Annotated in this window: 23 protein-coding genes; 21 read left to right on the top strand and 2 right to left on the bottom strand. The window is 66.3% G+C overall.

The features are described 5' to 3' along the window. The first annotated feature begins 2 nt into the window (after positions 1–2). From ACWEO2_RS21385 to ACWEO2_RS21460, 16 genes are all read left to right on the top strand, one after another. The gene (locus ACWEO2_RS21385) at positions 3–878 is read left to right on the top strand and encodes an FAD binding domain-containing protein (RefSeq protein ID WP_452406912.1); all 876 of its coding nucleotides are present in this window, start codon (positions 3–5) and stop codon (positions 876–878) included. Then, on the top strand, positions 878–1,348 hold the full coding sequence (locus tag ACWEO2_RS21390) for a (2Fe-2S)-binding protein (RefSeq protein WP_452406913.1): 471 nt from the start codon (positions 878–880) through the stop codon (positions 1,346–1,348). Before ACWEO2_RS21385 ends, ACWEO2_RS21390 begins: the two co-directional genes overlap by 1 nt. A 95-nt stretch (positions 1,349–1,443) precedes the next feature. Next, positions 1,444–2,799, top strand: a complete 1,356-nt coding sequence (locus tag ACWEO2_RS21395; RefSeq protein ID WP_452406914.1) for an 8-oxoguanine deaminase — start codon at positions 1,444–1,446, stop codon at positions 2,797–2,799. Beyond that, on the top strand, positions 2,799–5,132 hold the full coding sequence (locus ACWEO2_RS21400) for a molybdopterin cofactor-binding domain-containing protein (RefSeq protein WP_452406915.1): 2,334 nt from the start codon (positions 2,799–2,801) through the stop codon (positions 5,130–5,132). Before ACWEO2_RS21395 ends, ACWEO2_RS21400 begins: the two co-directional genes overlap by 1 nt. Positions 5,133–5,259: 127 nt before the next feature. Continuing rightward, a complete protein-coding gene (locus ACWEO2_RS21405; protein ID WP_452406916.1) occupies positions 5,260–6,702 on the top strand; it encodes an NCS2 family permease in 1,443 nt (480 codons plus the stop codon). A gap of 4 nt (positions 6,703–6,706) precedes the next feature. Continuing rightward, positions 6,707–7,774 carry an XdhC family protein gene (locus tag ACWEO2_RS21410; RefSeq protein ID WP_452406917.1) on the top strand — a complete coding sequence of 356 codons (1,068 nt, stop codon included), beginning with the start codon at positions 6,707–6,709 and terminating at the stop codon, positions 7,772–7,774. Positions 7,775–7,962: 188 nt separating this feature from the next. Then, complete coding sequence (locus ACWEO2_RS21415; protein WP_354951098.1) at positions 7,963–8,343, top strand: allophanate hydrolase-related protein; 381 nt, start codon at positions 7,963–7,965, stop codon at positions 8,341–8,343. Continuing rightward, the gene (locus ACWEO2_RS21420) at positions 8,340–9,143 is read left to right on the top strand and encodes a hydroxypyruvate isomerase family protein (protein WP_452406918.1); all 804 of its coding nucleotides are present in this window, start codon (positions 8,340–8,342) and stop codon (positions 9,141–9,143) included. Before ACWEO2_RS21415 ends, ACWEO2_RS21420 begins: the two co-directional genes overlap by 4 nt. Further along, positions 9,140–10,063, top strand: coding sequence for an NAD(P)-dependent oxidoreductase (locus ACWEO2_RS21425; protein ID WP_452406919.1), 924 nt, complete (start codon positions 9,140–9,142; stop codon positions 10,061–10,063). The genes ACWEO2_RS21420 and ACWEO2_RS21425 overlap by 4 nt, the downstream gene beginning before the upstream one ends. A gap of 2 nt (positions 10,064–10,065) precedes the next feature. Beyond that, positions 10,066–11,841 carry a glyoxylate carboligase gene (gcl, locus tag ACWEO2_RS21430; RefSeq protein WP_452406920.1) on the top strand — a complete coding sequence of 592 codons (1,776 nt, stop codon included), beginning with the start codon at positions 10,066–10,068 and terminating at the stop codon, positions 11,839–11,841. 5 nt (positions 11,842–11,846) lie between these two features. Further along, positions 11,847–13,157: a glycerate kinase gene (locus ACWEO2_RS21435; protein ID WP_452406921.1), complete on the top strand. Its 1,311-nt coding sequence runs from the start codon at positions 11,847–11,849 to the stop codon at positions 13,155–13,157. Positions 13,158–13,176: 19 nt separating this feature from the next. After that, entirely contained in the window at positions 13,177–14,556 is a 1,380-nt protein-coding gene (gene allB / locus ACWEO2_RS21440) for an allantoinase AllB (protein ID WP_452406922.1), read from the top strand. Beyond that, complete coding sequence (alc, locus tag ACWEO2_RS21445; RefSeq protein ID WP_452406923.1) at positions 14,553–15,719, top strand: allantoicase; 1,167 nt, start codon at positions 14,553–14,555, stop codon at positions 15,717–15,719. The genes allB and alc overlap by 4 nt, the downstream gene beginning before the upstream one ends. 189 nt (positions 15,720–15,908) lie before the next feature. Then, positions 15,909–16,832 (top strand): DMT family transporter, encoded by a 924-nt coding sequence (locus ACWEO2_RS21450; protein WP_452406924.1) that lies wholly within the window; start codon positions 15,909–15,911, stop codon positions 16,830–16,832. A 315-nt stretch (positions 16,833–17,147) separates the two neighbouring features. Continuing rightward, positions 17,148–17,720: a TIGR03086 family metal-binding protein gene (locus tag ACWEO2_RS21455; RefSeq protein WP_452406925.1), complete on the top strand. Its 573-nt coding sequence runs from the start codon at positions 17,148–17,150 to the stop codon at positions 17,718–17,720. Positions 17,721–17,997: 277 nt separating this feature from the next. Further along, the gene (locus ACWEO2_RS21460) at positions 17,998–19,533 is read left to right on the top strand and encodes a DHA2 family efflux MFS transporter permease subunit (protein WP_452406926.1); all 1,536 of its coding nucleotides are present in this window, start codon (positions 17,998–18,000) and stop codon (positions 19,531–19,533) included. Between the two features lie 42 nt (positions 19,534–19,575). Here the strand turns inward: ACWEO2_RS21460 and ACWEO2_RS21465 are convergent, their stop codons facing one another. Next, positions 19,576–20,361: an alpha/beta fold hydrolase gene (locus ACWEO2_RS21465; RefSeq protein ID WP_452406927.1), complete on the bottom strand. Its 786-nt coding sequence runs from the start codon at positions 20,359–20,361 to the stop codon at positions 19,576–19,578. A 14-nt stretch (positions 20,362–20,375) separates the two neighbouring features. Then, positions 20,376–20,807, bottom strand: a complete 432-nt coding sequence (locus ACWEO2_RS21470; RefSeq protein ID WP_452406928.1) for a type II toxin-antitoxin system Rv0910 family toxin — start codon at positions 20,805–20,807, stop codon at positions 20,376–20,378. Between the two features lie 465 nt (positions 20,808–21,272). Here ACWEO2_RS21470 and ACWEO2_RS21475 point away from each other — a divergent pair, with 465 nt between their 5' ends. The 5 genes from ACWEO2_RS21475 to ACWEO2_RS21495 are packed head-to-tail and all read left to right on the top strand — an operon-like array spanning position 21,273 to position 25,302. Beyond that, positions 21,273–22,697 carry an ATP-binding protein gene (locus tag ACWEO2_RS21475; protein ID WP_355180630.1) on the top strand — a complete coding sequence of 475 codons (1,425 nt, stop codon included), beginning with the start codon at positions 21,273–21,275 and terminating at the stop codon, positions 22,695–22,697. Then, positions 22,697–23,122, top strand: a complete 426-nt coding sequence (locus tag ACWEO2_RS21480; protein ID WP_355180632.1) for a roadblock/LC7 domain-containing protein — start codon at positions 22,697–22,699, stop codon at positions 23,120–23,122. The genes ACWEO2_RS21475 and ACWEO2_RS21480 overlap by 1 nt, the downstream gene beginning before the upstream one ends. Further along, a complete protein-coding gene (locus ACWEO2_RS21485) occupies positions 23,119–23,469 on the top strand; it encodes a DUF742 domain-containing protein (protein WP_354951071.1) in 351 nt (116 codons plus the stop codon). The genes ACWEO2_RS21480 and ACWEO2_RS21485 overlap by 4 nt, the downstream gene beginning before the upstream one ends. After that, positions 23,444–24,049 (top strand): GTP-binding protein, encoded by a 606-nt coding sequence (locus tag ACWEO2_RS21490; protein WP_452406929.1) that lies wholly within the window; start codon positions 23,444–23,446, stop codon positions 24,047–24,049. The genes ACWEO2_RS21485 and ACWEO2_RS21490 overlap by 26 nt, the downstream gene beginning before the upstream one ends. An 8-nt stretch (positions 24,050–24,057) precedes the next feature. Next, on the top strand, positions 24,058–25,302 hold the full coding sequence (locus ACWEO2_RS21495) for a cytochrome P450 (RefSeq protein ID WP_452406930.1): 1,245 nt from the start codon (positions 24,058–24,060) through the stop codon (positions 25,300–25,302). Positions 25,303–25,308 lie beyond the last annotated feature (6 nt).

A 25,308-nucleotide genomic window follows, 5' to 3' on the forward strand; every position in this document is an offset into this window, starting at 1 on the left:
CGATGGATTTCCTACGACCCGATACCTGGGCCGAGGCGCTTGCGCTGAAGGCCGCGAATCCGGAGGCCAAGCCCATCCAGGGCGGCACCGACGTCATGGTCGAACTCAACTTCGACCACGGCCGCCCGGCGGCCCTGCTCGACCTGAACCGCTGTCGCGATCTGTTCGACTATTCGACCGAGGCCAACGGTCGAATCCGGATCGGCGCTGGCGTCCCGTACGTGCGCATCATCAACCGGCTCGGCCAGCAGCTGCCCGGCCTGGCACAGGCCTCGCGCACGGTCGGTTCGCCGCAGATCCGCAACCGCGGCACGGTCGGCGGCAATCTCGGCGGCGCGTCTCCGGCCGGGGACGCCCATCCCGCGCTACTGGCGGCCAATGCGGTGATCGAGGTGGAGTCCGCCGCGCGTGGTACCCGCCTGATCCCGATCGACGACTTCTACGTGTGGGTGAAGAAGAACGCACTGGAGCCCGACGAGTTGATCCGCGCCATCTGGATCGAGCCCGCCACGGGACCGCAGTACTTCTCCAAGGTCGGCACCCGCAATGCCATGGTGATCGCGGTCTGCGCGTTCTCGATCGCGCTGCACCCCGATACCCGCACGGTCGGCACCGGCATCGGTTCCGCCGGACCGACCCCGCTGCGGGCGGGCCCGGCCGAGGAGTTCCTGGCCACCACCCTCGACTGGGATGACCCGTCCCCGTTGCCTTTCGAGGTCATTCGCGAATTCGGCGAACTGGCCTCCGCCGCCGCCAAGCCGATCGATGACGTGCGCGGCACCGCGGAATACCGCAAACATGCCCTGACGGTGCTGGCCCGCCGCACCCTGTCCTGGGCGTGGACGGACTACCTGACAGAAAGAAGGAGGGCAGCCTGATGCGTGTGACCTTCGACGTCAACGGCTCGCAAGAGACCGTCGACAATGTGTGGGAGGGCGAGAGCCTCCTCTATATGCTCCGCGAGCGGATGGGCCTGCCCGGCTCCAAGAACGCCTGCGAGCAAGGCGAATGCGGTTCGTGCACAGTCTATTTGGACGGCACCCCGGTGTGTTCCTGTCTGGTGGCCGCGGGCCAGGTGCAGGATCGCTCGGTGCGTACGGTCGAGGGGCTGGCCAAGGGGGCGAAGCTCGATCCGATGCAGGCGGCGTTCGTCGAGGCCGGTGCGGTCCAGTGTGGTTTCTGCACACCGGGTCTCATCGTGCAGGCGCATGACCTCATCCAACGCAATCCGAATCCCTCCGATGTGGAGATCCGCGAGGCGCTCGCCGGAAACCTCTGCCGTTGTACGGGATACGAGAAGATCCTCGACGCGGTGCGACTGGCCGCGGCACGTAAGGCGGGCAAATGAGTACAGCATCGCGTAGCGATTCCGTGAGGGGTGGCGGTCGGGAGACGGGTGGGCGTACAGCATCGCGCAGCGATTCCGTGAGGGGTGGCGGTCGGGTGACGGGTGGGCGTAAGACCATCATTGAGAACGCGTATATCGCGCCGGTCGTCGGTGACGAGATCGCGTCCGGATATGTCGTCATCGCCAATGGTCGTATCGAATCCCTCGGGGCCGGGCCCGCGCCGATCGTGCCCGATGCCGAAAGGATCGACGGCACAGGCTGTTTGGTCACGCCAGGTTTAGTCAACACCCACCACCATCTCTACCAGTGGGCGAGCCAGGGGCTGTTCCAAGATTCGACCCTGTTCGAATGGCTGACCGGCCTCTACCGCACCTGGGCGCGCATGGACGCGGACGTCGTCTACGGCGCGGCCTCCGCTGGCCTGGGCTGGCTGGCGCTGACCGGCTGCACCACCAGCAGCGATCACCACTACATCTTCCCGAAGGGCCGCGGCGATCTGTTCGAGGCCGAGGTGCGCGCGGCCGGCGAGATCGGCCTGCGCTTCCACCCGTGCCGCGGTTCCATGGACCGCGGGCAGAAGGACGGCGGTCTGCCGCCGGACGAGGTGGTCGAGAGCCGCGACGAAATCCTCACCCACACTGCCGAAGTCATCGATAAGTACCACGATCCGTCGTTCGACTCGATGCTGCGGGTCGCGGTGGCACCCTGCTCGCCGTTCTCGGTCAGCGAGGGCCTGATGGTCGATTCCGCCACCCTCGCACGCGCCAAAGGCGTTCGGCTGCATACCCATCTCGCCGAGACACTGGACGAGGAAGAACACTGCATCGAGCAGATGGGCTGCACCCCGGTCGAATATATGGAAAAGCTCGGCTGGCTCGGTGAGGACGTCTGGTTCGCCCACGCCGTGCATCTGCACGACGCCGATATCCGTCGCTTCGCCGAAACCGGCAGCGGTTCCGCGCACTGCCCGAGCTCGAATGCCCGGCTCGGTGCCGGTATCGCCCGGGTCAGTGATCTGGTGGCCGCCGGCGCGCCGGTGGGCCTCGGAGTCGACGGCGCGGCCTCGAGCGAACTCACCTCGATGGCCGGAGAAATGCGTCAGGCCATGCTGTTCCAGCGCGCGGTCAATGGGCCGACCGCCTTCACCGCGCGCCAGGCACTCGAGATCGGCACAATCGGCGGCGCCCGCAATCTCGGCCGCCACCACGAGATCGGCAGTATCGAACCCGGCAAACTCGCCGATCTGGCCATCTGGCGGGTCGACGGTTTCCGTTCGGCGATCGAAGATCCGGTCTGCTCCTTGGTTTTCGGACCGACACCCCCGCTGGCCCGACTGCTGGTGGGCGGACGCACCGTCGTGGAGAACGACGAATTGCGCACCGTCGCACAGGATGTCGTCGGCCGAGCCGGTGTCGCGGCCCGGAAACGGCTGATGCGACAGGAGGCATGATGACCATCCCACGGACCACCCGCTTCCCGGGTGAGGTCGCCGCGCCCGGCAAAGGCGGCATCGGCGAGAGTCCACTGCGTCCCGATGGCACCTTGAAGGTCAAGGGCGAGTTCGCCTATTCCTCCGACCTGTGGATCGACGGCATGCTGTGGGGCGCGACCCTGCGCAGCCCGCATCCGCGGGCGATTATCCGCAATATCGACATCGCGCCCGCACTGGCCATGACCGGTGTGCACGCCGTGCTCACCCATGAGGATGTGCCCGGCCGCAATGTGTACGGCCTCGACCACACCTGGGATCAGCCGGTCCTGGCCATCGGTGAGGTGCGCCACCACGGTGAACCCATTGCCCTGGTCGCCGCCGACCACCCCGAGATCGCCCGGCGCGCCCTGGCCGCCATCGACATCGATTGGGAGGTACTGGAACCCATTACCGATCCGATGGCGGTGATCTCGGCTCCGAATCGGCTGAAGGTGCAGGAACGCGGCGGTATCGCCCGCCACCAGCCGGTGCGCGTCGGCGATATCACCGTGGGCCGCGCACTGGCGACCGTGGTGGTCGCCGAGGAATTCGAGGTCGGCATTCAGGACCAGGCATTCCTCGGCCCCGAATCCGGCTTGGTGATTCCGGCCGAGGACGGCGGGCTCGACTTCTATGTCGCCACCCAGTGGATGCACAATGATCTGTCCCAGATCGGCCCGTGCCTCGGCTTGGCCGATGACCAGATCCGCATGACCATGGCCGGTGTCGGCGGCGCCTTCGGCGGCCGTGAGGACCTGTCCATGCAGATCCACGCGGGCATGCTGGCCATGCACACCGGCAAGCCCGTCAAGATGGTGTACAACCGCGAGGAGTCGTTCTTCGGGCACGTGCACCGGCACCCGGCGAAGATGCTCTACGAATACGGTGCCAATGCCGTCGGAAAGCTCACCTACGCAAAGGTTGTCATCGTCCTCGACGGTGGTGCGTACACCTCGGCGACGCTGAATGTCACCGGTAACGCGTCCTCGCTGGCGGTCGGCCCGTATGAGATCCCGCATATCGAGATCGACGCCTATGGTGTCTACACCAACAATCCGCCGTGTGGCGCGATGCGTGGATTCGGTGCTGTCCAAGCATGTTTCGCACACGAGTCGATGATGGACAAGGTCGCAGAGGCCCTGGATCTCGATCCGGTGCACGTGCGTCAGATCAACGCGGTATCACAGGGTTCCAAGCTGGCGACCGGTCAGGTGCTGCACGCGCCGACGCCGATGGCCGAGATGCTGGGGCAGTTGCGCGATATGCCGATGCCCCCGGAGTTGGATGCCTCGGATATCCGCAATCTGCCCGGTGGCGCATCGCAGACCACGCACGGCGAGGGGGTGGTGCGTGGTGTCGGCTACGGCGTCGGCATCAAGAACATCTGCTTCTCCGAGGCCTTCGACGACTACTCGACCGCGCGGGTGCGGCTGGAAGTCATTGCGGGAGAGCCGGTTGCGCTGGTGCACACCGCGGCCGCCGAGGTCGGCCAGGGGCTGGTGACGGTTGAGGCGCAGATCGCACGCACCGAACTGGGCATCGAACGGGTCACCATTGCCCCGGCCGATAACCAGATCGGCGACGCCGGTTCGTCATCCGCCTCCCGGCAGACCTATATGACCGGTGGCGCGGTGAAGGCGGCGTGTGAGGCCGTCCGGCAACGCGTACTCGCGCTGGCGCAGGCCAGATTCGGGCCGTCGCTGGGGCTGCGTCTGGTCGGCGGCAAGGTGGTCTCGAGCCGGGGGGAGGTGCTCGCGGCGATCGTCGATGTCCTGGATGAGGGGGTTGTCGAAGAGACCCGCGAGTACCACCACCGGCCGACCACCGGTATGGATCCCGTTACGGGACAGGGAAATAGCCACACCCAACTGGCTCTCTGCGTACACCGCGCCGTGGTGGACGTGGACACAGACCTCGGCCTGGTCAAGGTCGTCTCCCTGGACGCGGTCCAGGACGTGGGCAAGATCATGAACCGCCTGTCCCTGGAGGGCCAGATCCACGGCGGCTCCGTTCAGGGGCTCGGCCTTGCGGTCATGGAGGAAATTCAGGTCAAAGACGGCAAGGTGCGCAACCCGTCCTTCACCGACTACCTGATCCCGACGATTCTCGACACGCCGTCACAGCGGCTCGAGATTCTCGAAAATGCCGATCCGCACGCCCCCTACGGGCTGCGCGGCGCCGGAGAGCCGCCCACGCTCTCCTCCACCCCCGCGATTGCCGCCGCGATCCGTGACGCGTGCCGATCACGGGGTGGAAACGTGCACATCAACCGAGTGCCGGTGCGACCGGAAGACATCATCCGGAGCAGTTGATCAACAGGGGCAGCCAGGCTGACCAAGCGTTGGACTGGACAGACCCCACAACAGCAGTACCCGAACCGAGCGGTCTGGATGAGAAGTCCCGACCGTAGGTCGGCTACGCCCCGAGGAGGGCACGCCAATGACCCAGATACAGACCAAGCCCAGCACACCAGAGCCGGTAGCAGGAAGGTCTGCGCTCGACCGGTTCTTCCGGCTGAGCGAACGCCGAACCACCGTTTCCCGCGAAATCCGTGGCGGCATTACCACTTTCGTCGCCATGGCCTATGTCATCCTACTGGTGCCGCTGATTCTCGGCGGTGTCGCGGATGTCAACGGTGACAAGCTGAGCATCGCTCAACTCACCACGGCCACCGCGTTTTCCGCGGGACTCAGCACCGTCCTGATGGGCGTTGCGGGCAATGTGCCCCTGGCGCTCGCCGCGGGTCTCGGTGTGGTTCCGGTGGTCGCCTTCCAGGCCGCACCACATATGACCTGGCCGCAGACCATGGGTTTGGTCGTACTGATGGGCGTGATCATCGTGATCCTGGCCGCGACCGGATTGCGGACGATGATCATCAACGCCATTCCACTCGGTCTCAAGAATGCCATCGGCGTCGGGATCGGCATGTTCATCGCCATGATCGGGCTGGTCTCGGCCGGGGTGGTGGGACACGGCGCGCAGACCGGTCCGCCGGTCACCCTCGGGGCCGGTGGTCATCTATCTGGTTGGCCCGTGGTGGTTTTCGCGGTCGGCCTGCTGGTCATGCTGGCGCTGTTCATCCGCAAGGTGCCCGGTGCGATTCTGATCAGCATCGCCATCGCGACGGTGCTCGCCATCATTGTCAACGCGGCGGCCGAGATCGATCCACAGACCTGGGGTCCGGTGGTGCCGGAGAAGCCGAAGGGTTTCTTCGCCGCACCCGATTTCGGACTGGCACTGCATATCGACCTGTTCGGCGGATTCGCCGAGGCGGGCGGGCTGGTTGCGGGGGTCGTGCTGTTCACCCTGGTGCTGACCGGGTTCTTCGACGCCATGGGAACGGTTTTCGGCGTCTGTGACGAGGCCGGTCTGCTCGATGAGAAGGGCACCATGCCCAGCCTCGGCAAGGTGCTGACCATCGACGGTGTCGCGCAGATCATCGGCGGTGTCAGCGGCGGCGCGGGCAATACCGTGTATGTCGAGTCCGCGACGGGTGTCGGTGAGGGCGCCCGTACCGGTCTGACCAGCCTGGTCACCGGTGGACTGTTCTGCCTCGCAGTATTCTTCACCCCGCTCGCCGCGGTGGTGCCGATCCAGGCCGCCGCTCCGGCGCTGGTGATCGTCGGTGCGCTGATGATGACCCAGGCCCGCAAGATCGACTGGAACGATCTGGAGGTGGCGGTACCCGCCTTCCTGACGATCGTGCTCATGCCGTTCACCTACTCGATCACCAACGGTGTCGGCGCTGGCCTCATCGCCTTTGTGGTGATCAAGGTGGCGCGCGGCAAATTCCGTGAAATCCATTGGCTGATCGGGGTGGTGAGCCTCGTCTTCGCCGGTTACTTCGGCATCTCGGCCATCGAACTACTCCTGGGCGGATAGCACCATGCGCGACCTCACGGCAGAACTTCGGAAATGGCATGCGGCGGACAAGGATTACGCCGTCGCCACCGTCATCGGCGTCACCGGCAGCGCCCCGCGCCCGCCAGGTGCGGCGTTGGCGGTCGACGCCGACGGCATTGTCATCGGAAGTATCTCCGGTGGCTGTGTCGAGGGCGCGGTATACGAACTCTGCCGTGAGGTCCTGCGCACCGGGCAGCCGTTGCGCGAAACCTTCGGATACAGCGATGATGATGCCTTCGCGGTCGGATTGACCTGCGGCGGCGAACTCGAGGTCTTCGTCCAGCCGATCACCGCGGTCGAGCGGGTCGCCATCGAGGCGATCCTGCGCACCGACGAGCCGGTCGCGCTGGTCCGGGATCTGAAAACCGGTGCGGCCATGGCGATCGGCTCCTGGTGGACCGTCGGCGCGGCATTCGACGGGCCGGTCGTGGTCGAGGCCAGGGCAATGCTGGAGATGGGCGCCACTGGTATGCGCGAGATCGGCTGTGGTGCAGGCGAAGTCACGGTTTTCGTGGAATCCTACGTACCGCCGCCGCGCATGATCGTCTTCGGTGCCATAGATTTCGCGGCCGCCGTCACTCGGATCGGGCGTTTCCTCGGATATCACGTCACGGTATGCGACGCCCGCCCGGTCTTCGCCACCCGTGCGCGCTTCCCGGATGCCGACGAGATCGTCGTGCAGTGGCCGGACCGCTATCTGGCACGCACACAGGTCGACTCGCGCACCGTGCTGTGTGTGCTCACCCATGATGCCAAATTCGATATTCCACTGCTCGAGGTGGCGCTGCGACTGCCGGTGGCCTATGTGGGCGCGATGGGTTCCCGCCGCACCCACGAGGACCGCATGGCCCGCCTGCGCGCCGCTGGTGTGCCGGAATCCGAACTGGCCCAATTGCATTCACCCATCGGGCTGGATCTTGGCGCGCGCACCGCGGAGGAGACCGCGGTATCCATCGCCGCCGAGATCGTCGCGATCCGCCGTGGCGGCTCGGCCCAACCGCTCACCGCCACCGGCGGACCGATCCACCGGGACCTGCTCCCGGTCCGGTGAACCGCGCACCCCGCCGTGCATCCGTACACCCGGTACGCGGGGTGCGCGGATTCGGTGCCCGGACTGCGGCTGGAGCATCCTACGAAATCGACTTCGGGATATTCGATCGGCTTCGTGCTCATTACCGCTGTTCCGACAGTGCGGTCGGCCAACATAATTGACGAAATTGCGAACAAAGGAACCGCTGAATGCCGCTGATATTTCTGAATGGTTCCGCCATGCGTGGCGGACCGCTCAATCATCTGCTGGACGGTGCGCCTTTCGCGGGGGAAGCGAAAACCGCACCGCGCTATCGTTTCTATTCGGTCGGCAACCGGTTCCCGGGTCTGGATCCCGCCGCGGACGGCGGCGACTCGATCTCCGGCGAACTCTTCGACGTCCCGATGGAGGTGCTGCGGCAGCGGCTGCTACCAGCCGAACCGCCCGAACTCGAACTCGGCGCAATCGAACTCGACGACGGCCGTTCGGTCCTGTCGATGCTGCTGCGCCGACCGCCCACCTCATATCCGGAGCTGATCGACATCACCGCCATCGGCAGCTGGCGGAAATACCGTGAAGGAGCTGAATGACCAAGCAGGCCGAGGGCGTCGCATTCCCGAAATTCGACGTCAATTGCTCGATTCTGTTCACCGATCTCCCGCTGCTCGAACGGCCCGCCGCGGCAAAGCGAGCCGGATTCGACGCGGTCGAATTCTGGTGGCCGTTCGGGGAGGATCCGACGCCGGGCGATAAGGAGATCGACGGATTCGTCCGGGCGATCCGCGATGCCGGTGTGGAATTGGTCGGGCTGAACTTCATCGATCTGATTCCGGCGGGCGGCCGCGGGCTGGTCTCGATTCCGAGCGAGGTCACCCGGTTCCGCGACAATATCGATGTCGCCGTCGGCATCGCCGAGGAGACCGGCTGCCGCGCGCTGAACGCCCTGTACGGCAACCGGGTCGAGGGCGAGAGTCCGGAGAAGCAGGACGAACTCGCGCTGGAGAATCTGCGCCTGGCCGCACAGACGGCAGGCGTCATCGGTGCCACCGTCCTGCTCGAGGCGCTGAATTCCTTTGAGTCGCCGGACTATCCGCTCGTGAGCGCGGCGCACGCCGTGCAGATCATCGAGCAGACCGGCGCGCCCAATGTGCGCTTCCTCTGCGACCTCTACCACCTCGCGCGGATGGGCGAGGAGCTGCATTCGGTAATCCGCACGCACGCACCGCATATCGGCCACGTACAGATCGCCGACAATCCGGGGCGCGGCCGTCCCGGCACCGGCGAACTCGACTTCGCCGCGCTGTTCCAAACCCTCACCGAGAGCGGCTACGACGGCTGGATCGGCCTCGAATACAAAGACACCGAGCTGAATTGGAAGTGGATCAAATGAGTACAGTATCGCGAAGCGATTCCGCGGGGGGCGCGATGGGTGGGCGCAAGATCGGCTTTGTCGGCCTGGGGATCATGGGCAGCCCAATGGCGGGCCACTTGGTCAAGGCCGGATACGAGGTGACCGGCTACGATATCGGCCCAACCGGTCTGGAGAAGCTGAAGGCCGCGGGTGGCTCGACCGCCTCCGGTGTCGCGGAAGCGGTGCGGGACTCCGACATCGTCATCACGATGCTGCCCCAGGACGAGCACGTCGAGGCGGTCTTCGCCGATGTCCTGGTACACGCCGCCCCCGGCACGCTCTACATCGACTTCTCCACCATTACGCCGAAGACCGCGCGCTGGACCGCTGAGGAGGGCGCCAAGAAGAGCCTGCGGGTGCTCGATGCCCCGGTCTCCGGCGGTGAGCCCGGCGCGATCAATGCCGCGCTGTCGATCATGGTCGGCGGTGCCGAGGCCGACTTCGCCGCGGCCACCCCGATTTTCGAGGCGGTCGGCAAAACCTTCGCGCTGGTCGGCCCGAACGGCGCCGGTCAGGTGGTCAAGGCCGCCAACCAACTCGTCGTCGGCGGCACCTACGCGCTGGTGGCCGAGGCGATCCTACTGATGGAGAACCTGGGCGCCGATGCCGAGCAGGGCCTGGATGTGCTGGCGGGCGGACTCGCAGGCAGCAAGATCCTCGAACTCAAGCGCGCGTCCATGCTGAAGCGCGACTTCAAGCCCGGCTTCCGTATCGACCTGCACCACAAGGATATGGGCATCATCCTGCAGGCCGCCCGCGACGCCGAGGTGTCGATCCCGATGGGCGCGCTCACCGCGCAGCTGATCGCCGCCGCTCGCGCCATGGGCCACGGTTCGCTGGACCACTCCGCTCTGCTGAAGGTCGCCGAGGCACTGTCGGGGCGGGACGGGGAGAACTGACGATGGCACGCATGCGCACCGTGGACGCCGCGGTTCTGATTCTCGAAAAGGAAGGTGCGACACAGGCATTCGGTTTGCCCGGTGCCGCGATCAACCCCTTCTACAGCGCCATGCGCGCGCACGGCGGCATCAGGCATGTGCTGGCCCGCCACGTCGAAGCGGCCTCGCATATGGCCGAGGGCTACACCCGTGCCACGCCCGGCAATATCGGTGTCTGCATCGGGACCTCGGGTCCGGCGGGCACCGATATGATCACCGGTCTGTATTCGGCCAGTGCGGATTCCATTCCGATCCTGTGCATCACCGGTCAGGCGCCGGTGGCCAAATTGCACAAGGAGGACTTCCAGGCCGTCGATATCGCCTCGATCGCCGCGCCGGTCAGCAAGTGGGCCGTCACGGTGCTCGAGCCCGCGCAGGTGCCGGGCACCTTCCAGAAGGCCTTCCGGTTGATGCGGGAAGGGCGTCCCGGTCCGGTGCTGATCGATCTGCCGGTCGATGTGCAGCTCGCCGAAATCGAATTCGATATCGAGACGTACGAGCCGCTAGCGGTGCTTCGTCCGTCCGCGACGCGGGCGCAGGCGGTCAAGGCCATCGAGATGTTGAGCGCGGCGCAACGTCCGCTCATTGTCGCGGGCGGTGGCATCGTGAATGCCGACGCCGCGGCATTGCTGGTCGAATTCGCCGAACTGACCGGCGTTCCGGTGGTGCCGACCCTGATGGGCTGGGGCACGATTCCCGATGACCACGCACTGCACGCTGGCATGGTCGGTCTGCAGACCTCGCACCGGTACGGCAATGCCACCCTGCTGGAGTCCGATTTCGTCCTCGGCATCGGAAACCGTTGGGCCAACCGGCATACCGGCGGTGTGGACACCTATACCAAGGATCGCACCTTCGTACACGTCGATATCGAGCCGACCCAGATCGGCCGCGTCTTCGCACCGGATTTCGGTATCACCTCCGATGCGGGTGCCGCGCTTCGGATCTTTATCGAGGTCGCGCGGGAACGCGCCGCGGCCGGGCGGCTGCCGGATCGCAGCGTGTGGGCCGAGCAGTGCCGCAACCGGAAACACGTGGGGCTGCGCAAGACGCACTTCGACGATATGCCGATCAAACCGCAGCGGGTCTACGAGGAGATGAACAAGGCGTTCGGACCCGATGTGCGCTACGTCAGCACCATCGGCCTCTCGCAGATCCAGGCGGCGCAGCTGCTGCACGTCTACCGGCCGCGGCACTGGATCAACGCGGGCCAGGCCGGACCGCTGGGCTGGACTGTGCCAGCAGCCATCGGTGTCGCCACCGCCGATCCCGAATCCACCGTGGTGGCGCTGTCGGGTGACTACGACTTCCAGTTCCTGATCGAAGAATTGGCGGTCGGCGCGCAGTTCAATATCCCGTACATCCATGTCGTGGTGAACAACTCGTATCTGGGCCTGATCCGTCAGGCACAGCGCGCCTTCGATATGGACTACTACGTGCAGTTGGCCTTCGACAATATCAACAGCCCGGAGCTGGCCGGCTACGGCGTCGATCATGTCAAGGTCGCGGAAGGCTTGGGCTGCAAGGCGATTCGGGTATTCGATCCGGCCTGGATCGGTCCCGCACTGGATGAGGCGAAGAAGCTCGTCGCCGAATTCCGGGTGCCGGTGGTCGTCGAGGTCATTCTCGAACGCGTCACGAATGTGTCGATGGGGCTCGAGATCGACAATATCGTCGAATTCGAGGAACTGGCCCAGTCCGCCGCCGACGTGCCCACCGCGACCGCACAGCTGGACTGAGCGTCATGGCTCGAGTCCTGATCGCGTCCGACAAGTTCAAGGGGTCATTGACCGCCGCTCAGGTCGGTGCCGCGGTCCGCACCGGCATCCACCGCATTCGGCCCGATGCCGAGGTGTCGGTGGTGCCGATCGCGGACGGTGGGGACGGCACCGTCGCCGCCGCCTTGGCCGCCGGGTACGAGGCGGTGCCGGTGACCGCGCCCGGACCCACCGGCGAACCGGTGTGCACGGCCTATGCCCGCCGCGACGATATCGCCGTGGTGGAGTTGGCGGATGTATCCGGCCTCGTGCGACTGCCGGGCGGTGAGTTCGCGCCGATGACCGCGACCAGCCGGGGCACCGGCGAGGTCATTGCCGCGGCGATCGAGGCCGGCTGCCGCCGGGTGCTGCTCGGCATCGGCGGTAGCGCTGGCACCGATGGTGGCGCCGGGCTGCTGCGGGCGCTCGGTGCGCGGCTGCTCGATGCCGACGGGGCCGAAATCGGTGACGGCGGTGCGGCATTGGCCCGGATCGATACGATCGACCTCACCGCGATGCGGGAACGGCTGGTGGGGGTCGAGATCACGGTCGCCTGCGATGTCGACAATCCGCTCACCGGCCCGCGCGGTGCGGCCGCGGTCTACGGTCCGCAGAAGGGCGCCGACGGTGATCAGGTGGCGGCGCTCGATGCGGCGCTCACCCACTTCGCCGACTGCGTCGCGGCGGCCACCGGTGCCGACCAACGCGGGAGCGCGGGTGCGGGTGCCGCGGGCGGGGTGGGGTTCGCCGCCGTTGCGGTGCTCGGCGCACGGCTGCGTCCCGGGATCGAATTGGTGCTGGAGCTGGTCGGTTTCGGCGAACGGGTGGCCGGTGCGGATCTGGTGGTGACCGGGGAGGGCATGCTCGACGAGCAGACCCTGTACGGCAAGGCACCGGCTGGTGTCGCTACCGCCGCACGGCTTTCCGGTGTGCCGGTAGTCGCCGTCTGTGGCCGGAATGCGCTGCCCACCAACCGATTGCGTGCAGCGGGGTTCTCCGCGGCATACGCTCTTGCCGATATCGAACCGGATATCGCGCGTTGCTTCGCGGAGGGTGAACTGCTGCTCGAGCGGCTGGGTATGCGGATTGCCGCCGAACATCTGCCGCCGGATCCCACGACCGAGCGGCCACCTGACGGGCGCCGGTCGCCGGACCAAGTGTCTACAGACCCTCCCGCCGAGCCGCGACCCGAGGCGCCTACTCCGCAGCGCACGCTAGCGGACCCGGGCGATGACATTATCGCGGCCGCCTCCCACAACGGCGATGGCGTGAGGACCTTCGATGGGAGATTTCGATGAACAACGACAGAGTCGCATGATGCGGAAAAACTCTGAGATCAAGACGATTTCACCGGTCCCCGCCCACCTGGACCTGGTGATCCGTGCGCAGCGGATCATCGGGACGGCGGGGGAGACCAGCGGCTCGGTCGGCGTGCGCGACGGCCGGATCGTGGCGGTCGAGCCGCTGGACTCCGCCTTGGCCGCCAAATCGGTTGTCGAACTTGCTGCGGACGAGGTGCTGCTGCCCGGTGTCGTGGATGCGCATGTGCACGTCAACGATCCCGGGCGTACCGCATGGGAGGGCTTCCCGAGTGCGACCAAGGCGGCCGCCGCCGGTGGTGTCACCACGATTATCGATATGCCGCTCAATAGCATTCCGCCGACCTGCGATCTCGCAGCACTCGAGGTGAAGCGCAAGACCGCGCGGGATCGGGTGTACGTCGATGTAGGGTTCTGGGGCGGGGCGATCCCGGGGAATGTGGCGGATCTGCGCCCGCTCCAGGATGCCGGTGTATTCGGCTTCAAATGCTTTCTGCTGCACTCCGGCGTCGACGAATTCCCGGCACTGGACGCCACCGGGCTGGAACTGGCGATGCGCGAGATCCGATCGTTCGACGGACTGCTCATCGTGCACGCCGAGGACGCGCATGCGATCGAGCACGCTCCGATGCCACAGGGGGACAAGTACTCCGGATTCCTGCGTTCGCGTCCGCGCGGTGCGGAGAATCTGGCCGTCGCCCAGGTGATCGAACTGGCTCGCTGGACCGGCTGCCGCGTGCACATTCTGCACGTATCGAGTTCGGATGTGCTGCCGATGATCGCCTCGGCCCGCCGCGATGGCGTCCGGATCACCGCTGAAACCTGTCCGCACTACCTGTCGTTCGCGGCCGAGGAAATTCCGGACGGGGCAACACAATTCAAATGCTGCCCGCCGATCCGCGAGAGCGGCAATCGCGAGCTGCTCTGGGCAGGGTTGCGCGATGGCACCATCGACATGGTGGTCTCGGACCACTCGCCATCGACCGCGGACCTGAAGTGCTTCGACACCGGTGACTTCGCCCGCGCATGGGGCGGGATCTCCTCACTGCAACTCGGCCTTTCGGCCGTATGGACCGAGGCGCGCCTGCGCGGGTTCACCCTGATCGATCTCGCCCGCTGGATGAGCCGAGCACCGGCCCGATACGCCGGTCTGCGCCACAAGGGTGCCATCGAGGTCGGCTACGACGCGGATTTCTGTGTCTTCGCACCCGATGACGCCTTCGTTGTCGACGCACGCCGGCTGCACCACAAGAACGCCGTCACGCCGTACGCGGCCCGCCCGCTGGCGGGTGCGGTGCGCGGTACCTGGTTGCGCGGCAACCGAATCGATATCGACGACGAGCCGCAGGGGCGGCTCCTGGCCCGAGGAGAAGTATGACCGATCGAACCGCCCCCGCCTTCACCCGACTGCCCGATCTCGCCTCCCGCGCGCTCGCGGGCAGTGTGGTCTACGCCAATGACGAATTGTTCGCCGAGCGGGAGAACCTGATCCAGCCCGGCCGTGCGGTATTCAGCACCGAGGACTTCGGCCACAAGGGCAAGACCTACGACGGCTGGGAGACCCGCCGTCGTCGTGAGACCGGCAACGACTATGCGCTGATCCGGCTCGGTGTGCCCGGTCGGGTGCACGGTGTCGTCATCGATACCGCCTGGTTCATCGGCAACTATCCGCCCTTCGCCTCGGTCGAGGCGACCAGTGTGGAGGGGCAGCCGTCCCCGGCCGAACTGCAGCAGGCCGACTGGGTGACCTTGGTCGCGAAGTCCGAAATCGAGGGTAATACCGATAACTTCTTCGAGGTCACCGACGAGCGTCGCTTCACCCACGTGCGGCTCTCGATCTACCCGGACGGCGGCGTCGCCCGCTTCCGGGTGCACGGCACCGCGCTGCCGGATCCCCGTTTCCTCAGTGGCACAGTCGATCTCGCCGCAGCGGAGCACGGCAGCCAGGTCGTCGACTGCTCGAATATGTTCTTCTCCGTGCCGACCAATATCCTGTTGCCGGGCCGGTCACGGCAGATGGACGAGGGCTGGGAGGGCGCGCGCCGCCGCGACTCCGGCAACGATTACGTCACCGTGCGGCTCGGCGCGCGCGGTGCGGTGCGGCGCGTGGAGATCGACACCTCGAATTACGTTGGCAATGCGCCGGGTTGGGCGGTGCTGCGCGGTGTGGACGCCGCGTCCGGCGCGGACCTCGATAATCCGTCGAGCTGGGCCGAATTGCTGCCGCGGACCCGGCTGCAGCCCGACGCCCGCCACTTCTTCCGGATCGGTGCGGGCGAGCCGGTCACCCATGTGCGACTCGATGTCTACCCCGACGGCGGCGTGGCCCGACTCCGGGTCCACGGTGAGATCGATCCGGCCACCTTGGTCGCCGATGCCGTCGCCTGGCTCGACGCCCTCCCGGAACCGCATGCACTTCAGGTGCTCGCCACCGATGGCGGGCTGGCTCACGACGATGCGAGGAAACTGCTCGCGCAACGCCCCTTTGCGAGTTCCGACGCGGTTCCGTCGGCCGTGATCGACGCGCTCCTCGCGCGGTAGTCGCGGCGGGGAGTGGCCGCAGCGCCCATTTCCGAGCCGAATCGGCAGGGTGACATCGGCACGGGAATGGGCGCTGAGCCCGAAGCGCTCCGGACCGGCCCGACCATCTGGACAACCCCGAGCACCCGGACCGGGGTGTGGTCCGAAATCCGCTGGCGATGGGGGCCGAGTTGATCTAGCGTTCGCCGCATGGTGCGCGATGATGGGTCGGCTGATCGGCAAGCCATTGCCGCAGCGGCCGTGGCGGTGGTGTTGTGGGCTTCGGCCTTCGTCTTCATTCGCGCAGCGGGACACGATTTTTCGCCGGGCGCGCTGGCGTTGGGGCGATTGCTCGCGGCCTCGGTCACGCTCGTCGTGGTGCTGGTCATCAGAGGGGAGGGCCTGCCGGTTCGAGCCGCATGGCCGGGCATCATCGTCTCCGGGGTGCTGTGGTTCGGCGTCTATATGGTGGCGTTGAACTGGGGGGAGCGCAATGTCGACGCCGGGACCGCGGCGATGGTCGTCGGCATCGGACCGGTATTGATCGCGGTACTGGGCGGTTTGGTGCTGCGGGAGGGGTTTCCGGCCCGGCTGATGGCGGGTATGGCGGTCTCGTTCGCGGGCACGATCGTGGTCGGATTCTCGACCACCGACGGCGGTGGCGCCGCGGTGCTCGGTGTCGTGCTGTGTCTGATCGCCGCGATCGTCTGGGCCGCATCGACCATCGCGCAGAAGCCCGCGCTCGCGAGCGCATCCGCCTTGCAGGTGACCACCTTCGGCTCCGTCATCGGAACGATCGTCTGTCTGCCGTTCTCCGGGCAGCTGATCACCGAGGCCGCCGCAGCACCAGTGTCATCGACGCTGAGTCTGGTGTATCTGGGCGTCTTCCCGACGGCTTTGGCGTTTACCACCTGGGCCTACGCCCTGGCGCGCACCACCGCAGGGAAGATGGGCGTGACCACCTATGTCGTTCCCGCACTTGTTGTTGTGATGTCGTGGATCGCGCTCGACGAGGTACCTGGCCCGCTGACCATCGTCGGTGGCGTGCTGTGTCTGGCGGGTGTAGCGATTACCCGGGCCCGTCCACGTGTCGCCGCGCCCGTCGATCCCGAGGCGGCCGAAACTACCGCGTGAATCGCGGCAGCCGCGCACCGATGACTCGGATCGGAGCTCGGCATGTATCGGCCACCAGGATGTCGGTGTTTCTGTTCACCGACACTGCGCTTCCGCATCGACAGCCATCCGTCGGGAGCAGGACGGATTCGTCACTGTTGCCGGTGATCGTCCTTCGGCGCGTGTGGCTGTTCATGCGTTTGTTCTGAACGGATGTCGACACCGGTCGGGCCGGCTCGGTCGGATGCGCAAGCTCGGCGCGTGTTCCGCCACGTCGCCGGTGGTCGCGGGGCAGAATCGACAGTCGTGCACACTTCTGATCCCACCGTTGACCTGATGGACCGCGCACTGAGGCAGATGGGCGAGGTCATCGCGGCGATTCGCCCGGAGCAGGCGACACTGCCGACGCCCTGTACGGACTGGGATGTGCGGGCGCTCGTGCGCCACGTCATCGGGCAGGACCTGCGGAATTTCCTGGTCTCCGTGCGCGGCGAGATGGCCGATTGGGCGGCCCCGCCCGAGGAACTCGGACCGGACTGGGCGGCGCAGTTCCGCGCCGCGGCCGCACCGGTGCTCGATACCTGGCGCTCCGCCGATCTGGACCGCCCGGTCTCGGGGCCCGGCGGCCGGGAAGCCCCGCTGCGCGGTCGTGCCGACCAGCAGTTGACCGAATTGGCCATGCATGCCTGGGATCTGGCCCGCGCGACCGGCCAGGACCGGGAACTGGATCCGCACATCGCCGAACACGGCCTGGCTTGGTCGCATACCATGCTGCGCCCCGAATTCCGCGGTCCTGATAAGGCCTTCGACCTCGAGGTGCCCGTCCCCGCCGACGCGCCCATGTACGAACGGCTCGCCGGCTGGTTCGGCCGCGATCCCGAGTGGAAGTCGCCCGGCGCGGCGGGCTGAGCGCGGCGGCCAATGCGCAGCCGTGCTGGTCTATCGGGCCAGCGCAACAGGTAGCTCGAACGGGCGACTGTGCCGAAATCCGAAGCGCCACTGGATATTCCGCGCATCGCATGCGAGGGTCGCGGAGGCGCGGGCGATGAACAGCCGATCGAGCGCACGCTGCCTGCGATAGTTCGGTACCGCGCAGACACGCCGGTCCAGCGGTGCCGAACACCGGGTGTGGTGAAGATCTCGGAATGTGCTGGTCATTTGGCCGAGCAGGTGCGAGGCTTAAGCGGTGACACATCCTCCGGATACAGCGTCGGTGGGGGCGGATCCCGCGACCGACAAGCTCGACCCCGCGGTCTTCAAGGTGGCAGGGGTGGTCGTGCTCGGCGCGATCATGTCCATCCTCGACATCACCGTGGTGACCGTCGCGATCCCGAAGTTCCAGCAAGAATTAAACACCACCACCGCGATCGCGGCCTGGTCGATGACCGGCTACACGCTGGCCCTGGCCACCGTCATTCCACTCACCGGATGGGCGGCGGACCGATTCGGCACCAAGCGGCTCTACATGCTCGCGCTGACGCTGTTCGTGCTCGGTTCGGTGCTGTGCAGCCAGGCCTGGAGTATGGAATCGCTCATCGGCTTCCGCGTGGTCCAGGGCCTGGGCGGTGGCATGCTGATGCCGCTCGGCATGACGATCATGACCCATGCGGCGGGTCCGCAGCGGGTCGGCCGGGTGATGGCGGTGCTCGGTGTGCCGATGCTGCTCGGCCCGATCTGCGGCCCGATCCTGGGCGGCTGGCTGATCGATAGCTACGGCTGGAAGTGGATCTTCCTGATCAACCTCCCGGTCGGCGTCATCGCCCTGATCCTGGCCTTCGTCGTATTCCCCGCGGATAGGCCGGAACCGTCGGAATCCTTCGATTTCCTCGGCATGCTGCTGGCCTCGCCCGGTTTGGCACTGTTCCTTTTCGGTGTCTCGTCGATTCCGGGTGAGGGCACGGTCATCGCGGCCCAGGTACTCATACCCGCGGTCATAGGCTTGGTGCTCATGGTGCTGTTCGTGCTGCACGCGCTGCGTATCGAACATCCGCTGATCGATCTGCATCTGTTCCGCAACCGGTCGCTGACCTTCGCGGCGCTGACCATGCTGCTGTTCGCGACCGCGTTCTTCGGCGCTGGTCTGCTGCTGTCGACCTACCTGCAGCAGGTGCGCGGTGAGACGGCCATGGCGGCCGGTCTGCTGATGGCGCCGCAGGGCTTCGGCGCGATGTTGACCATGCCGATCGCGGGCCGACTCGTCGACAAGATCGGTCCCGGCAAGATCGTCATGACCGGCGTCTCGCTGCTTTCGCTCGGCGCGGTATTCTTCGTGCAGTTGAAGGCGGATACGCCGTATCGGTTCATGCTCGGTGCATTGTTCGTCATGGGACTCGGCATGGGCTGCACCATGATGCCGATCATGACCGCGGCGATCCAGACGCTGACCCATCAGCAGGTCGCCCGCGGTTCGACACTGATGAACATCATCAACCAGTCCGCCGGATCGATCGGCACGGCGACGATGTCGGTGGTACTCAGCAGTCTGCTGAACCGGCAAACATTCGCCAAACCCGCGATCGCGTCGAATTACAATCCATCGATCGCGGCCCAGCTGCCGCCGGGTGCGGTCGATACGGGATTGAGCCAGGCCGCGTCGGCATTCAGCCACACCTACATCGTGGCAGTGGTGCTCATCGTGCTGACCCTGATCCCCGCGTCGTTCCTGCCGCGTACCAAGCCGAAGGCGGATGCGGTGGCGGAGGCACCGGCACTGGTCCATTAGCCGCGGGCTCCGAGTTCGTCTGAGTGCCAGGCGAACTCGGAGCTACCGCTGGGTCGCGTGCAGAAATTCCAGGACGAGGGGGCTCGCGGTGTCGCGGAATTCGTCGAAATAGGCGTGCCGCGCGCCCGGGATCAATGCGAGCCGAGCGCCCGGGATGCGCTCCACCAACAGCGGCGCGTTCGCAGCGGGATTGAACCGGTCGTCGGTCCCGTGTACGACCAGCGTGGGAACCGCGATATCCGGCAGCACATCCCATGCGTCGTGCTTATTGCTCGCGTAGAGATGCCTGCGTTTGGCGTAGGCGGGCATCTCCGGATCGCCGAGGGTATTGAACGGGCCGGATGTGCTCGCCAGATACCCGGGCGTGTACATCAATTCCAGCAGCGCCCGCCGTACCGCCGCCGGATCGGCCTCGGATAGCGACTTTCGGACCTCGGCGCCACGTTCCACCGCGTGCCGACCGCCCGGCGAGGTGCAGCCGAGCACCAGCGTATGGACCCGATCCGGAAATCGCGCGGCCAGCCACTGCGCAACCCGCCCACCCATCGACGTGCCGTACACGGCGACCCGGTCGATGCCGAGATCGTCGAGCACCGCGATGGCATCCTCGGCGAATCCCATGATGCTGTACCGGATGTCCGGCTTATCGCTGTCGCCGGTGCCGCGATAGTCCAGCGAGACGGTGCGATACGCGGTCTCGAAGTCCGTGCGGATCCCGTCCCACCAGTGGTGGTTGTTCGCCTGTCCGCCGAGCAACAGCAGCGGCGAGCCGACACCGGCGGTCTGATACGCGATCCGCGCGCCATCCGCGGCCTTGGCATACGGCATGGTCCGAACTCCCTTCAGCCGTAGAGTGCGACGAAGCGCGCCAGCGAGCGCTCGATATCACCCTTGAGCGCACGGGCGACGCCGGAACCGATCGGACCGAACAGCGGCGCGCCACCCAGGTCGATATCGACGGTGACCTCCGAGCCCGCGCCCTTTGGGGCGACGAGCAGTTCGAGCTTGAACTTGGTGCCGCCCTTGCCCGTGCCGCTCAATGCCAGTCGCCGCGGTGGTTCGGCGGCATTGACGGTCCAGGTCACCCGATTGCGCAACCCCTTGACCGAGGCGACGCCGATGAGTTGGGTGCCGACGGTGAGTTCGGTGGGCACCTCGTTGCGCCACGCCTCGTGCATGGTGAGCCATTTGTCCAGCTCGCTCAGATCGGAGGTGTGCGACCAGGCCTCCTGCGGGGTGATCGGCACATCGACGGACACCTTCAGCTTTGCCATTCGCGCATGGTATCCGGTACCTGCGGTTCGCTATATGTGGGCACACGCGGCATCGGCGATAGCGATCGGCTACTGCGCCGCTCGCGCGATGGCTCCGCGCAGGTGAAATTCGTGCAGGCCAAGGGATCCGGAAGGCGGCATGCGAAATGCCCGGGGGCGCTGGCAGTTCGAGGAATCGGAATGTGGTTTTCGGATCGAGAGAGACTTCGCTGCGATGCTGCTACTGTGGGCGGGTCGTCGGGTGCTGGGCAGTCGGCTCGGCTCGATCCGTTCGGTCGGTGGTTCCTCGGAATCACTTGCCCTGCGGGCACTCTGGGGCGGTACTGGTGTGCGTGCGGTCGTGGCCGCAAAGGTGCTCCGGTACGCCGACGTGGCCGCATTCGACGAGTGTTATTCCTGGTCGGCGTCGCGAGAAAGGCGAAACAAACCGCTGCGACACCGGCTGTCGCAACGACGAGAGAGCTGATGAATCAAGATATCGCCGTGGTGCTTTCATGGATCCTCGCCCCCGCTCTCATTATTGCCGTGGCGGCGGCGGTGTATATAGCGCAATACGCGAAACAACAACGGGCCAGAGCCGAGACTCTCAGTAGGGAGAGCCGCGCGCACGAGGAGATTCTCGAGCACTTCGCCGGAAAGACTCTTCCGGCGATGTCGGAGGCGGTGCGCCGCTTCGAGGCGCCGGTGTCGGCGATCGAGGTGCCGACGGGGCTGGAGAATTCCCGCTTCGCCCAGTGCCTGCAGTGGGTCTCCGAGCGCTTCGCCGATGACCTACGGGTCGTGCAGTCCGAGACGCATGAGCAGGTCGTCCGCGAGTCCGACGACAAGGCCCAGCAGGTCGTCCAGACGACCCAGGACGCTACCCGCGCCGAGGTGGAATCCGCCTCGCGGGCGGCGACCAGTGCGGCGGTGCGCTCCTTCGGCACCTCCGTGGTCAGCCTCGGCGCCGACGTCAGTCAGGTGGTGAGCGCCGCGCTGCGCGAGCACCGCGACGACGAGGTCTACGCCACCCTCACCCGCATCGACCACACCGTCCAGCAGATGCTGCGGCAGGCCCAGTCGTATGTGATCGTCTGTGGTGGTCTGCCGGGTCGGCGCTGGCCCGCGCAGTCGCTCACCGATGTTGTCGGTGGTGCGATCGGACGTGTTCGCGACTACCTGCGGGTGCGCCCCGCGCAACTCGACCGCACCGTGATCAGCCGTGCGGTGGAGCCGCTGGTGCACACCCTGGCCACCCTGCTCGACAACGCGTTGCGCTACTCCCCGCCAACGTCTTTCGTCGACGTGAGCTTCCAGGAGGGCCACCACGGCGTCACCGTGATCATCGACGACGCCGGTGTGCGGATGAACGCCGAGCAGATGGAAGAGGCCAGGCAGGTGCTCGCCAACGAACGCCCGATCGACATCCACCAGCTCGGCCCGTCGCCGCGCGTCGGCTTCCCCGGCATCGCGGCGCTGGCGCGGCGTTACGGGTTCACCGTCTACATCGATGGCCCGAACATCTACGGCGGCATGCGGGCCATGGTCTACATCCCCGAGGCGCTGCTCGTCACCGCGCCCAGGACCGTCGCCGAACCGGCCGCGCCCACTGTCGCGCCCGCCCCTGCGCCGAGCGCCAACGAGAAGCCCTTCGAACTGTCCCCGGTTCCGGTCTTGGCCGGGGTGAGCGAACAACCCGCCGAGAACGAGGAATTCGCTGTGCACGAGATCACGAGTGGTGGCCTACCCAAACGACGCCGCAGAGCGGTGGCACCGGTACCGGCCGCCAATGCGGGCACCGAATCCGACGCGGGACAGGCTCGCCCGGAGATCGCCTCCGCATGGCAGACGGGTTCCAAGAGCGGCCGTGAGGCCGCCGCCTCCGACAACAGCGAAGGGATGTCATCCTGATGAGCACAGTGACCGACAGCAGCAACAGGCTGGGTTGGCTACTCGAGGATCTCAGCAGTGTGCCCGGTGTTCGGTTCGCGGTGCTGCTGTCCGACGACGGACTGCGGATCGCGCACTCCGACGGTGTGACCAAGGACGATGCCGAGCGTTTCGCCGCGGCCGCTTCGGGTCTGCGCTCGCTGGGTAAGGCGCTCGGCGAGTTCTGCGGCGGTGTCGATAACGGCGTGCGGCAGAACATGACCGAGTACGACCAGGGCATGATCCTCATCACCGCCGCGGGGGATGGTGCGCTGCTCGGTGTTTCGACGACGCCGGAAACCGATATCGGGCTGGTCGCGCACCGCATGAACGAACTCGCCGGGCGGGTCGGGCACGAGTTAGGCGCCCAGCCGCGCGGGAGAGTTGAGGGCGGCCTGTCCTCATGACCAGGTCCCGGCGAGACCCCGACCTGGTCCGGGCCTATGTGCGCACCGGGGGACGAATCCGTCCCAGTCGTGAGCTGGACCTGGTCACCCTCGTCGTCGCCGCCAAGGACCCGGCACCTGGCGCGACACCCGACGCGCGCCAGGTCCTGAACCTCTGCAGCCGTCGCAGCGCGCTGTCCATTGCGGAAATCGCCGCATATCTAGACCTGCCGCCGTCCGTGGTGAAGATCGTCGTCGCCGATCTGCTGGACAGCGAACATCTGGCTACTCCTACCCCGGCCGAAACCATGCCGGAGATCACCCTGCTCGAGGAGGTACTCAATGGGCTCCGTGCTCTCCCGGCCTGAGCGCAATGTCGACTATGTGCCGGAGACCGTGACGCGGTCGGTAAAGCTCCTGGTAGCAGGCAATTTCGGCGTTGGCAAAACGACGTTCGTGAACAGCGTCTCCGAGATCCGGCCGCTGCGCACCGAGGAGACGATCACCGAGGCCAGTGTCGGCGTCGACGATATGGCCGGACTGCCCGGCAAAACCGAGACCACCGTGGCCATGGATTTCGGGCGCATCACGCTGAATCCCACACTCGCGCTGTACCTGTTCGGCACGCCGGGACAGCGGCGCTTCGTCCCGCTCTGGGAGGAGTTGGCCCGCGGTGCGCTCGGCGCGCTGGTCCTGGTGGACACCCGGCGCATCGAGAAGGCCGATGAGGTGCTCTCGGTCCTGGAGGAGCGCGGTGTGGCATATTCGGTGGCGGTCAACCAGTTCGAGGGCGCCAAGCGCTATTCGCTCGAGGAGATCCGCGATGCGCTGGACCTCGCACCGGATACCCCGCTGACCTCACTTGACGCTCGGCAGCGCAGCACCTGTCTGCGCTCGCTGATCACTCTTGTCGAATTCCTATTCCATCGGCAGGAATCCCGGAGATAACCATCGCATTGCAGCCCGATCGAACCCACCCCCGCCCGGTCGCCCTCGGGTCGCCGATCGATACCGATGGCCCGCGGGTGGCGCTCTACACCGAGGAGTTCGCCGCCGATCCGCACCGGGCATACGGCGAAATGCGCCGCCAGTACGGATCATTGGTGCCGGTGGACCTATCGCCCGGTGTACCGGCCACTTTGGTGATCGGCTATCACACCGCCGTGCGAATACTCAATGATCCGGACCACTTTCCGGCCGATCCGCGCACCTGGCAGCAGAATATTCCCGGCGAATGCCCGGTGCTGCCGATGCTGGAGTGGCGCCCGAATGCGTTGCGCAGTGCGGGATTGGAGCACTTGCGATATCGGCAGGCGAATGTCGCGAGCCTCGCCGAGGTCGATCTGCACGCCATGCACGCCATCGTCGAAGCGGCCGCCGTCCCGCTGATCAATACCTTCTGCGGCGACGGTGCTGCGGATCTGATCAGCCAGTACGCATTTCCGCTCACCTTCCAGGTGCTCAATGTGATGCTCGGCTGCCCGGCAGAGATCGGCAGGCAGGTTGCCAGTGGGATGGCGGCGATCTTCGAGGGCGTCAACGCCGATAAGGGCAATGCGATGCTGTCCGACGCGCTGTTCGATCTCGTCACCCTCAAGCGCAATAGCCCGGGCGACGATCTCACCTCGCGTCTGCTCACACATTCCGCCGAGTTCACGGATGTGGAGATGATCCACCAGCTCGTCACCCTCTACGGCGCGGGCATCGAGCCGCAGCAGAATCTGATCACCAATACGCTGCTGCTGATGATGACCGACGACCGGTTCGCGGCCAGCGTGCACGGCGGCAGCATGTCGACCCGCGACGCACTCGACGAAGTGCTGTTCACCGACCCGCCGATGGCGAACTACTGCGTCTCCTACCCCAGACAACCGATCCTGATCGACGATGTCTGGCTACCCGCGCATCAACCGGTCATCATCAGCATGACCGGGTGCAACAACGACCCAGCCATCGGGGTGAGCGAATTCGGGCCCAACCGTTCGCATCTGGCTTGGAGCGTGGGACCGCACGCCTGCCCTGCGCGGTCGGTCGCCTACCTGATCGTCCAGGACGCCATCGATCAGCTGCTCGATGCACTTCCCGAAATGCGTTTGGCGACAACGCCCGAAGAGCTCACTTGGCGGCCGGGGCCCTTCCAACGGGCCCTGGTCTCCCTACCTGTCACCTTCCCCAAATCCCCTCCGCTAGCCATGCTTTAAAGGAGA

Source organism: Nocardia sp. NPDC004278 (assembly GCF_053602975.1).